10 protein-coding genes are annotated in these 10638 nt (G+C 56.1%); 3 read left to right on the forward strand and 7 right to left on the reverse strand.

What is annotated here, in order from left to right; all coding sequences use genetic code 11:
* Nucleotides 1–301 precede the first annotated feature (301 nt).
* Nucleotides 302–1096, forward strand: a complete 795-nt coding sequence (locus ABX962_RS19220; protein WP_372721649.1) for a phosphoadenylyl-sulfate reductase — start codon at nt 302–304, stop codon at nt 1094–1096.
* A 15-nt stretch (nt 1097–1111) separates the two neighbouring features.
* Nucleotides 1112–1537 carry an Rrf2 family transcriptional regulator gene (locus tag ABX962_RS19225; protein WP_372721650.1) on the forward strand — a complete coding sequence of 142 codons (426 nt, stop codon included), beginning with the start codon at nt 1112–1114 and terminating at the stop codon, nt 1535–1537.
* Between the two features lie 93 nt (nt 1538–1630).
* Here ABX962_RS19225 and ABX962_RS19230 read toward each other — a convergent pair whose 3' ends face one another.
* The 3 genes from ABX962_RS19230 to ABX962_RS19240 form a co-directional block, all read right to left on the reverse strand.
* The gene (locus ABX962_RS19230) at nt 1631–3310 is read right to left on the reverse strand and encodes a flagellar basal body P-ring protein FlgI (protein ID WP_372721651.1); all 1680 of its coding nucleotides are present in this window, start codon (nt 3308–3310) and stop codon (nt 1631–1633) included.
* Between the two features lie 287 nt (nt 3311–3597).
* Nucleotides 3598–3978 (reverse strand): nucleotide pyrophosphohydrolase, encoded by a 381-nt coding sequence (locus ABX962_RS19235; RefSeq protein WP_372721652.1) that lies wholly within the window; start codon nt 3976–3978, stop codon nt 3598–3600.
* Nucleotides 3975–5096, reverse strand: coding sequence for an FG-GAP-like repeat-containing protein (locus ABX962_RS19240; protein WP_372721653.1), 1122 nt, complete (start codon nt 5094–5096; stop codon nt 3975–3977). The genes ABX962_RS19235 and ABX962_RS19240 overlap by 4 nt, the downstream gene beginning before the upstream one ends.
* Nucleotides 5097–5499: 403 nt before the next feature.
* Here ABX962_RS19240 and ABX962_RS19245 point away from each other — a divergent pair, with 403 nt between their 5' ends.
* The gene (locus ABX962_RS19245) at nt 5500–6006 is read left to right on the forward strand and encodes a MaoC family dehydratase (RefSeq protein ID WP_372721654.1); all 507 of its coding nucleotides are present in this window, start codon (nt 5500–5502) and stop codon (nt 6004–6006) included.
* Between the two features lie 61 nt (nt 6007–6067).
* Here the strand turns inward: ABX962_RS19245 and ABX962_RS19250 are convergent, their stop codons facing one another.
* The 4 genes from ABX962_RS19250 to ABX962_RS19265 form a co-directional block, all read right to left on the reverse strand.
* Nucleotides 6068–6610 (reverse strand): dihydrofolate reductase family protein, encoded by a 543-nt coding sequence (locus ABX962_RS19250; protein WP_372721655.1) that lies wholly within the window; start codon nt 6608–6610, stop codon nt 6068–6070.
* 179 nt (nt 6611–6789) lie between these two features.
* Nucleotides 6790–7410: a YdeI family protein gene (locus tag ABX962_RS19255; RefSeq protein WP_372721656.1), complete on the reverse strand. Its 621-nt coding sequence runs from the start codon at nt 7408–7410 to the stop codon at nt 6790–6792.
* Between the two features lie 379 nt (nt 7411–7789).
* Complete coding sequence (locus tag ABX962_RS19260) at nt 7790–9637, reverse strand: Gfo/Idh/MocA family protein (RefSeq protein WP_372721657.1); 1848 nt, start codon at nt 9635–9637, stop codon at nt 7790–7792.
* A 79-nt stretch (nt 9638–9716) separates the two neighbouring features.
* Entirely contained in the window at nt 9717–10637 is a 921-nt protein-coding gene (locus ABX962_RS19265; protein WP_372721658.1) for a DoxX family protein, read from the reverse strand.
* Nucleotide 10638: the final 1 nt, after the last annotated feature.

A 10638-nucleotide genomic window follows, 5' to 3' on the forward strand; every position in this document is an offset into this window, starting at 1 on the left:
GCATCCAGAGTCATCCGGCGACATAGGGCCGATGCCCCATTCTACACGCAGGAAAGCGTGTTGAGACGGGGCAATTTGTGAAGGTTCCTCCGGTTAGCGAAGCCTCGACCTCCCCTGCGGACGCGGTGGGCCGCCACGAATCCGCAGAATCGTTCAATTCTGAACTCACAAACGCCGACAATCATACTTGACTAAGTAGATCATGATTGTAGTATTTGGAAAACCAAGTCCTCAAAAGCTGACTGAAAGAACGATGTCTGCAGCCCATGCCCATTCGCTGGACACCAAGTCGAGCTCGCAAATGACCCAACCCAAAGCCACTGATTCGAGTCCGCTACAGCTTTATTCGCTCGACTCGGGGGAGCCTCGCGGTGCCTTGGCGGCCGATCCGCCGTTGGAGCCCACCGATGAATTTTTGGCGGAGCTACAGCGCGACAGCGATTCGTTGGAAACCGCGACGCCTCAAGAGATTTTGAAGTGGGCGGTCGACCGCTTTGCGCCGCATTTCACGATGGCGACGGCGTTTGGTCCCGAGGGAATGACGATCATTCACATGTTGGCCGAGATCGCTCCGGAAACGCCGATTTTTAATTTGGAGACCGGATACCAGTTTGCCGAGACACTCGAGTTGCGTGAAACGGTCAAGAGACGCTACGGCATCGAAGTCGAGTACAAGTATCCCAAGACGACGGTCCAAGAGTACGAAGCGGCCAATGGCGGTCCGGTCTACAAGACCGATCCGAACCGCTGCTGCTTTGATCGAAAATTAAGCGTGTTGCATGAAGCCGCCAAAGGTTGGCATGCCTGGGCCAGCGCGATTCGTCGTGATCAGAGTCCCGATCGTGCCAAGGCCCCGATTGTTGGCTGGGATCGTAAGTTCCAGTTAGTGAAGATCAGCCCGCTGGCGAATTGGACGAAGAAAGAGGTGTGGTCGTTGATCACATCGGAAAATATTCCTTACAACCCGCTTCATGACCAAGGGTTCCCGAGTGTCGGATGTCAGCCTTGCACCCGAGCGGTGTTGGCTGGCGAAGACGAGCGAGCGGGACGTTGGTCGGGTTTTCAGAAAACCGAATGTGGTTTGCATTCGTCGTAATCGGAGGCCGGAGTTATGGTTATTTCAGCACGCGTCCATTACGCCTGTCTCGCCATGCTCGAGCTCGCGATGCGAGCCGATGATACGGCGCCGGTGGCAGTCCGTGAGATCACGGACCAACATAACATTCCCGGTCCCTTTCTCGTTCAGATCCTGCGGACCTTGCGAACGGCCGGTTGGGTGCAAAGCGTGCGTGGCAGCCAAGGGGGATACCGCTTGGCGATTGATCCAAAGCAGATCACTCTGCTTGATGTCGCTGAGGCGATGGGGTGTCAAGAAGGCCACACCTGCGGCGCAGAACAGGCCACCGAGACGGACGAGGCGCTGCAACGCGTTTGGGACAAAGCGAGCGAGGCGTCCCGGGAAATGCTCAGCAGTGTTCGCTTGAGCGATCTGGTCGAGCAGTGTCGTCACGGCGAAGCGACGATGTTCTACATCTAACCCGCTCGGTTGCCGCGAGTGAAACGTTCGAGATTTACCGGGCGAGCCCCGCGCCGCTAGAAATAACACCCGTACAACTTGATCGCCACGGTGCTACTCGATTGGCAGCGCCGTATCGGGCTCTGGCGCCGCATCCTCTTCGTTAGCCCCGTCATGATGGTCGTCGCGGAAATAGGTTCGCATCGATTGAGGCAACGGGTCGATCGCCAATTGGTCTACCAGGAACCCTTTCTTTTTCGCTTCTCGCAACACGGCGACGACATCACCGTATCCGCCACCGACTTCGGCGATCCCTTCCACCACCATCGCCAGCGAGCTTGGGACGATCAAGAGACGATCCTCCTGGCCCGCTTGAAAGCGGCTGATGCGAAGGTATCCCGGTTTTTCGCTGTCGTTTTTCAAGATCAGCCCCGAGGGCCCCATCAAAAACGATCCAATCTTCAGAGCTTGCGGGCGTCCCATCAAGACAATTTCGGGTTTTTCGCGTAGCGAAACGATGACGGCTGCTGGGCCATCGGGGGCGACTTCATACATCCGGAAGGTGGTGCCAACGACTCGGCCGTTCAGATGTTGACGACCATCCGGGCGGCGACGAATGCTGCAGAATGCACCGTAGCGAGTTTCCAGGCTGCTTTCGTTCATCATGCGGGCCAAACCCTCGATTGCCAGTTGCTGTTCCATCCCCTGCAGAGCTAACAACGCAGGATGGCGAAACGCACTGGTCTGCACCGCCGATTCGATCAACGGTTCAATCGCTTCGGGGCGATCGAGATACGCCAATGCTTCGGCGGCATAGAAGCGGAGTTCGGGATTGCTCGATTTAATACCTTGCAGCAGCGTCGGGATGGCGCTGTCTCCCAAGCCTTCGAGTTGAAGTGCGGCATCGGAGGACGTGGCCGGTTCGGACAATCGTTTGCCCAGATTGACCAATCGGGTTTGCGTCGCCGAGGATTCCGGGGCGACTCCCATCGCACGGACCACCGCCATCATGCGGCCGATGTTGTCTCGGTAACGTGGATGGACTTCGATTTCGATGTAGTCGTCTTCGATCGCTTTGGCGATGCCTCGACGAGTGGTGCCATCAAAGAAGTAGAAACGTCGGTTGATGGCGTCCGTGATTGCCGAAGCCATTTTGACGTGCTGGAATTCGGGTCGCAGGATCAAACCGAGTTTACGGCTGATCTGGATCCGGCCGCCACCCAGGACTCGACCTTCAATTCGATAGGCGGCATCGGTTGCCGGATCATGGTCGGCGCGTGTCAGCACCGGGCCGGTGCCGACGATCATCACTTCACTCTGTCGCACGCTGCTCTGCAGTACCTGTTGATGACGGAGTCGCGATTCGAGCATCCACCCGCCATGCAGATCGGTCACTTCGGTTCGTGGCGGCGAGCTGATTTTTAGGTCAACCGGATCGCCCCGACGAGCACCGGGAGGGACGTAGGCACGCACGCGAACCAAGGCGGTTTCATTCAGTTCAAGAAAATGGTTCGGGTCTTGGACCTCATGACGACGCATTTCTTCGAGCAATTGATCGCGATACACCGAAGGGATCGCCGCAGCACCGGTGCCAGCAAGTCCATTGATCGCGGCAACACCATCGACTTGAATCGTGTTCATCCCCTGCACAATCGAAGCGTCACGGATCAAATCCGGCGGCTTCGGGACTTTCATCAATTCGCGAAGACGGGCGTCCTTGTCGTTCTCGTCGGCTCCGCCGTGCCAAAACGACGTGCATCCGCCCGCCGCAATCAAGGCAACGCAGACTGCCATCAACACGTGGATGCGAACACGCCCGGGGACGGAATCAATAGTGACTTTTGGCTTCCTGCCTTGCATCAGCTAACTCGGTGGCAATCGAGAAATGAACTAGATCTGGTGGGTGATAGCTTACGATGCCACTTGGGATCAATAGAAATGTGCGAAGGGCGTTCTCTCGGCTCAAAATAGGGGCGGGGCGTCGTCGCGGAAGTCGTCAAGAATTTCGGTTTCCGCGATCCAGTGGACTCCGCGATCCAGTGGTTTCCGCGATCCAAGCATTGAGCCGTTACGTTTTCGTGTTAGCGCTGAAGTTTTGGGTTGTCGTGGTGCCGCGTCGCATCCCGCCGCGTCTTCTTGTCCAAATTTCGCTGCAGAGCCTTGCTCAAATCGATCCCCGACTGATTTGCCAAGCAAATCGTGACGAATAGCACGTCGGCCAATTCATCCCCCAGATCCCCCAAATTCGTCCCTGGCTTGCAAGATTGCTCGCCACAGGTTCGCGACAGAATGCGCGCCACCTCGCCCACCTCTTCGACAAGCTGGGCCAGATTCGTCATCTCGTCAAAATAGCGAACACCAATCGTTTGGATCCACTGGTCCACCTGCTCTTGAGCCTGGCGGATGGTGAGCGAAGCGGGGTCGGGTGAACCCGCCTCACAAGACGTCGTTTCCGTGCTCATTTTGCTAGCAACAAGTAGGTACCACTTTTACCAGCGACTGCGATGTCGGTTTTGTCATCGTCGTTCAGCTGAGCGGTCACGATTTGCAAACCGCAGCCGACATGCCCCTCTTCGATCGTGTGCCGTGTGAACGTTTTCTCTTTGGGGTTCCAGTCGTAGTAATACAAACAAGGCATCTCGTTTCCACCGGGGTCGTTCCCATTGTGTCCATAGTAGCGTTTGCCGGTGATCAACTCGGACGCACCGTCGCCATCCAGATCGGCCCAGGCCAGCGTATGCGGCTGGCTAAAACTGCGGTCGATTTCGTGTTCTGTGAATTGAATGGTGCCGTTTTCGTCGACGCCCGTATTTTCTTTCCACAGCAATCCGTAGTTGTGTCCATTGCCATAGATCAAATCGTTGTCGCCATCGTCATCCAAGTCGACGACGATCATCGGGATGCTGGCGTGCAGTTCCCAGTTGTCGTGAAACGTCCACTCGTTTTCCCACGCCGCAGATTCGGGTTGCTCGTACCATCCTTTGCCTGTCAGCACGTCCAGACGTCCATCATGGTTGATGTCGCCGATGCCCATGCCGTGCGAATTGCCTCGTGCGGCCAATTGATGGGGGACAAATTCGTAGGCGGCCGGATCTTCTTTGCTCACCGGAGTGGTTTTCTTTACTAGTCGCCAAACCATCGTCGGCGCATCTTTGGCCCAGCTGTTGACGATCCATTCGGGGACCCCATCGCCATCGAGGTCGTGCATCAATTGCGCCTCGTTCTGTGATTTTTGGGTATCGACCAGCAAATGTTTGGGCCACATTTTTCCAAGTCGCAGCGCTTCGGGACCAGGGTTTTCGTACCAATAGACCTCGCTGGGCACAAACGACCCGGCGATTACATCAAGGCGTCCATCGTCGTTGACGTCGAACAGGAAATCGCCGTTGCTTTGCACGTAGCCGTTCCAGTCGTCAATGTGACGCAGCGGGCGTGCGGCCCAATCGGTCGCGGAGAACCAGTAGCGACCGGCGACCAAATCGGTTTTGCCGTCGCCATCGATATCACCTGCGGCGATCCCTTCGTTGGCATCCAATGCGATCCGTCTGGCATGAAACGCCGCCGCGGGGGATTCTGCCACCGCGGAACTGGAGCACGCGAACAAAACCGCTGTCAGGGCCAGCAAGGTGCCGGGAATGACGGGAAAACATCTGTTTTGGGGGAGCAATGTGAGCACTTCTTCTCCGCGGGTGGGTTGGGTTGGATGAGGGGTGGGGATAGGCTAGGGAGGAAAGTATTAGCGAGGAACGAAATCGAAGAGAAGGGACTTGAGGGCGAGAAATTCAAAGTCCGACTGGAAAACGAATAAATTTCTCACCTGATGTAATCCGATCGCTTGCAGCTGCAAAAACGAGTTTTATTGTAATTGCTGCAAAGACGCCTTTTGATTTCTTTCATTTCACGGCATGATTATACGTTCATCCACCCCTTGTGTGTGGGGCAGCCGTCCATGCACGAACCTCAAGCCACAATTCGAGCGATCGTTGAATCACATCACCGACACTAAGCCGCTTTTTCTTGAGGACATGAACATTGGCGACCGTTGGTCGAGCCCTTGGCGTGAAATCACGGGAGACGATGTTGCTGATTTTGCCCGCTTGACGGGGGATCACGATTCGCTGCATTGCAGCGAAAGCTCGGCGTCGCCCTTCGGAGAACCGGTCGCTCATGGTTTGCTGGGATTGAGTGTGCTGGCGGGGCTAGGCAGCGATCATCCCAACGCATCCACACTGGCCTTGGTCGGGATCTCGGATTGGCAATTCGAAGCTCCAATCTTCTTTGGCGACCGGGTACAGGTCGTCACCGAGGTCGTGCAAATTCAACAGCACGGTCGTCGTGCCGGCCGAGTGACCTGGCTTCGCCAATTGGTCAACCAGCATGGCCGGGTCGTCCAGCGTGGTAACTTCGTCACCCTGGTGGCGACTCGTTCACGAGCACGCCATTTGAGCAGCGGAGAACACACCCAACGTGGCTCGCTGCCACCACGCTAGGCTTGAAATCGCCTGCTCGCCCATTCCGATTGACTGCTTGGCAGCGATGTTTCAGCAGTTCTTAAACGACCGCGTACCTCGTTTGCACGAACCCGCATTCGAAAATCTTGGTGTCGAGGTGAGTCAGCTTGATGTCTTTTACAAGCGGACCAAACAGCGGGATGCCGTCGCCTATCAGTACCGGGACGACGGTAAGGGTGATCTCATCGATCAAACCCGCATTGAGGAAACGCTGCACGGTGTTGCCGCCATCGATATAGAGGTGTTTGGCGTCTTGGCTGGACAATCGGCGATAGAGATCCGCCGGTGTTTCTGACGAGTGCGTAACGCATTTTGGTAACTCGGCAGGAAACGCTACCGGGGTTCGGCTCATCACAACCACTTGGGTATCGCCGTAGGGCCAATCGCCGAAGGAGCGAACTTTCTCAAAGGTCTTGCGGCCCATCACCAGCACGTCCACCGAACTCATGAAAGCTGCGTAACCGCAATCTTCTTCGGCAGCAACGGTGCGGTTCGCTTCGTCGAGCCAATCCAGATTGCCATCGGGACGGGCGATAAACCCATCGAGGCTGGTGGCAATGAAAACAGATGCTTTCGCGGACATTGATTTTCCTTGAATCGATGACGGTCGCCATTGGCACCGCAAAAGCTACGTTGGGAGGGCTCAGCGGCTTCGCAACATTGTATTAGCTGATGCTAAACAACGTCACGCGAGCGATCGTAGATCTGTTCATGCATGTCCGCAGATGGGGACGCGGGATTGGTAGCCGCCTCTTGCCTTGGCTAGCGAAACGTCTCACCACGTTCCAGCATGGCGATGAACTCGAGAATCTTTCTTGCTTTTGTTTCGGGCTTCTTGGCGCTGTGAAGCCGGTGATAGAAGCCGTAGCGTTTGGCTTTTGTGAGTGTCGCGTAGAACTTGCTGGCCTGCTTGGACTTTTGCAATGCGGCAAGGAAATCGGCGGACTCTTCGAACGTGGAACTCGATGCGTAGGCGGCATCCCAGCGACCATCGGCCTTGGCCAGTTCGACTGCGGCGTGACCTGCGGGCTTCATCAGGCCAGCACGTTCGAGTCGCGCGATGTGAGTCTTGTTGATTTGGGACCAGGAACTCCGTTTCCTCCGAGGGGTGAACTTGTGGATCCAGCAGACGTCATCCCCTTTCCGCACCGGGCCATCGATCCATCCGTGGCACAATGCGATATCGAGTGCTTCCGCGTAAGTGATGCTCTTGTACCCACTGTCCTTCTTAAAGAACTGGATCCATAGCCCGGCGTGATCGGTGTGGTGTTTGCCGAGCCATCGATCAAACAAGGAAGGCGTCGCAAAGGCGATGACAGGTTTTCCGTCAGGTGAGGCGACGTCCGGTGCCGCGCGAACCACTTTGGTCTTTTTCTTGGCCACGACGAACCGGCAACGAGAGTGATCGGACGGCCAAAACAACAAAAAAGCATCGATACCGCAAACCAGGGCGGCAAGCAAACAGCCCCGACGCTACTGTGGCACTAAAGCAGTGGGGCACTAAAGCAGTGGGGCACTAAAGCAGTGGTCAGGACGGAGGTCGAAAAAGAGCCTCTCAAGCATAACGCTGCGAGGCATTTTAAGGCAGCAAACTAAGGCATTTGCGTTTTGTAGCTACGCTCGCCCGAGTGTGGATGGGTGCCTCGCAATTCGCGTCACCACCTTCTGGTGAAGGTTGCTACCGGAAAATCCTTCAACGTGTCGCCTCAAGCGGTGAGCCGCTTGAGGGCTCACCACTTGTCAAGCGTATTGATCCGCCGCTTTACGCAACCGGCTTTTTCATGAATTCGCGTTCGACTGCGATCTTGCTGCCATCGGGCGTTGCGTCGTTGTCGATATCGAACCACTCTTCCTTGAATTCCAGATAACCGCCCTTGCCCGCGTTGGCGTTTTTCAGAGCGACATTGGTGCCCAACGCGATGACTGCGTCGCCCATCGCAACCGCGGGGTAACAACGCGGTCGGTTTTCTTTGTCGGGGTTGCGGATGCAGTAGGCCCAGTGCTCGATCTCTTCGCGGTAACCACGGCTGACCGGACCCGAGTCGGCAGCTTTGGCCACCGGTGCGGCAAAGTCGCCACTGGCACTGGTGTCCAGTGCGTAGCCGCCACTCTTCTTGGCGATCCCGACTTTGCTGCTGGTGTCGCTGTTGCGGTACAGCATGACGTCGGTTTCTTTGTCCAGGATCAGCGTGCCTTTGCTACCCAGCACGACTTCGCCCCAGCCGCCGAAACCGTTGCCGTTGATCGACGAATAGGTGACGACGACCTTTTTGTTGGGGTCGGTATCGTAGCCAGGAACCGGGCCGTTGCCGGGGTTCTTTTCGTTCGGGTACTTTTCGACGCGGTCGTAGTAGCCGACATCGAAGGTTTCGGAGTACTCGGGGCCAGGGAATTCGTACATGCAGTAAACGTGGTCCCCGACTTCGCGATCGAGCGGCATGATATGGCGGCCGCCGACGGCATGCACGCTAAGCGGATGCACCTTCTTGCCATCGTCACGCAACGAGCTCAGGAAGATGCTGACCGCGTCGAGTTGGTGGCTGCCAAGTTCGGCCATCAAACCGGCCCCGGTGCGATCAAACAGACGCCAGCGATGCAGTTCTTCCATCGCCGTGAAAATCTTGCCTTGCAGCGTGAAATCTTGGTAACCGAACTCCTTGGGGTCAACGTTTTTGTCTTGATCCCAAGCGGTCCAGAGTGCGATTTCGTTTTGCAACCGCACGATCTCGTCGGGATCCTTTTCCGTTTTCAATTGGTTGACACGGTGGGCCAAGTCGCGGGCGATGCGATCAAATTTCTTGTCGCTACCGACGATCTTTTCACCGCCGGGAAGCGGCATCGACCAACTATCGCCACCGGGCAGATTGCCGCGATGCCATTGGGCACGGATGTGGTGCAATTGGCCGAGCAGACCCCAGCGGATCAGATTGATTGCGTTGTCGTATTTGACGTTGTAATGACGTTGGTGACCGGTGGCCAAATGCAGCGGATTGCCGTTTTGGTCTTTGAGTTCACCCGCCATTCGCGACATGACTTTACACTGCGCGACGTTGTGTGCCATCAATTTTTCAGTCAACACGTGCAGCCCTTTTTCCATCGCCAAAGCGGCCACTGGGGCGTGTAGCCATAGCGGCAATGCGATGATCACCGCTTCGATGTCGGGGTTCTTCAGGCACTCCATGATCCCGCCGTTTTCGGCGTTGTAAACTTTGACGTTTCGCCGCGCCTCGGCTTCGTCCTTGTAACCCGCGACGTTGATCAGTCCGGGGCGCCGCACCAATGCCGACGAACTGGACCAATCCCCATGGAACGCGCGGTGTTCGCTGTAGGGGCGGATGTCACAGATCGCTTTGACTTCGACGTAATCCGGGTTACAGCCTCCGATCAATACGTTGCCTTCGTCGCCGGTTCCGATCACCGCGACGCGGACCGGATCTTTGACTTTGCCGTAGCCAAAGTAGGCCGCCCCGAGTCCCGCACCGCTGACGGCACCCGCAGCAACAATGCCACGCAGAAAGTCACGACGATTGACGTCGTAGTAACTTCCCACGGCTTCGTAATAGTTGTCTTCGCCAACTTTTCGTTCTTCAGCAGAAAGTTTGTCGACCATCGTTCTGTACCTTGTCGCTATTGTTGAGTCGTTGTTTTGAAAGAGTGGAAATGCGGATCCTATTGGATGCGGATCCGGATTAGGCTTCGGCGGCTTCCGGGCCGCAAAATTTGCGTACGATCAGATGTAGGAAGTAATCCAGGCCGGCGAAGCGTCCTGCACCCGTGCCCGCAAGGACAAGGCACGCCATCGCTTCGATCAGTTGGTAATAGGTCGATCCCGGGCCCGATGTGGGAGGATATTGGCTAAGGAAGACCGAAGCGAGGAAACCAGCGGCCGCTAACGCGGCGACCGGAGTGAACAAGCCGAACAACAGACACAACCCCACGGCGATGTCAAAGTAAGGCACCATTGCATCGATCACACTGGTGTCGATCCGGGCCGAACGAGGCAGTGTCGGTTTGAAAACACGATGGGTCGCGATCTGTTCCGGAGTCGCGATCGCCAGCAATGACGAGGAGTAGTTCTTCCAGATTTTTTCGATTTCGTCCATCGCGCCAGCACCTTTGCTGTTCCATTCTTTGCGAATGGTTTCGCGCTGTCCGCTTAAACTTGAAACTCCGCTACGCACGGGGTCCCGATCCATTTTAGCTTGGCGTTCTTTTCCAAGCTCGTATTCTTCTAAATCGTTGGCGTGCTCTTCAATCGCCCAGTCATATTGCTGCAACGCACTTTTGTAGGCGTCTTGGGCTTGGCGATTTTGTTTCCCGTCAAATTTGTAGTGGTCGCTGACCAGCGCCCACTGGTATTTCCATTCCTGATCGACACGTTCGCGGTCTAATCGAATTTTACCCTCATTATCCCAGACAAGTCCACGATAATGTTCGGCAAACGGTCCTTTTGCATTGGCAAAAAACGGGGTGGCGGTCCAATTCCCCGAAGAATACTTCTCGATCCCTTCGGTGTAAAAATGCCATCCCACCGTCAGTCGCAAAAGCACCAACATGGTCATGCCGACCAATCCTAGCAGTCTCGGAGAAAGCCCCCAGCCAACGGCCAAA

The organism is Novipirellula sp., from assembly GCF_041583735.1.
Classification (GTDB): domain Bacteria; phylum Planctomycetota; class Planctomycetia; order Pirellulales; family Pirellulaceae; genus Novipirellula.

Coding starts and splice junctions, on each gene's coding strand:
- ABX962_RS19250 (WP_372721655.1), bottom strand. CDS start 6,610: ATGTCCGCGAAAGCATCTGTTTTCATTGCCACCAGCCTCGATGGGTTT.
- ABX962_RS19230 (WP_372721651.1), bottom strand. CDS start 3,310: ATGGCAGTCTGCGTTGCCTTGATTGCGGCGGGCGGATGCACGTCGTTT.
- ABX962_RS19220 (WP_372721649.1), top strand. CDS start 302: ATGACCCAACCCAAAGCCACTGATTCGAGTCCGCTACAGCTTTATTCG.
- ABX962_RS19235 (WP_372721652.1), bottom strand. CDS start 3,978: ATGAGCACGGAAACGACGTCTTGTGAGGCGGGTTCACCCGACCCCGCT.
- ABX962_RS19260 (WP_372721657.1), bottom strand. CDS start 9,637: ATGGTCGACAAACTTTCTGCTGAAGAACGAAAAGTTGGCGAAGACAAC.
- ABX962_RS19225 (WP_372721650.1), top strand. CDS start 1,112: ATGGTTATTTCAGCACGCGTCCATTACGCCTGTCTCGCCATGCTCGAG.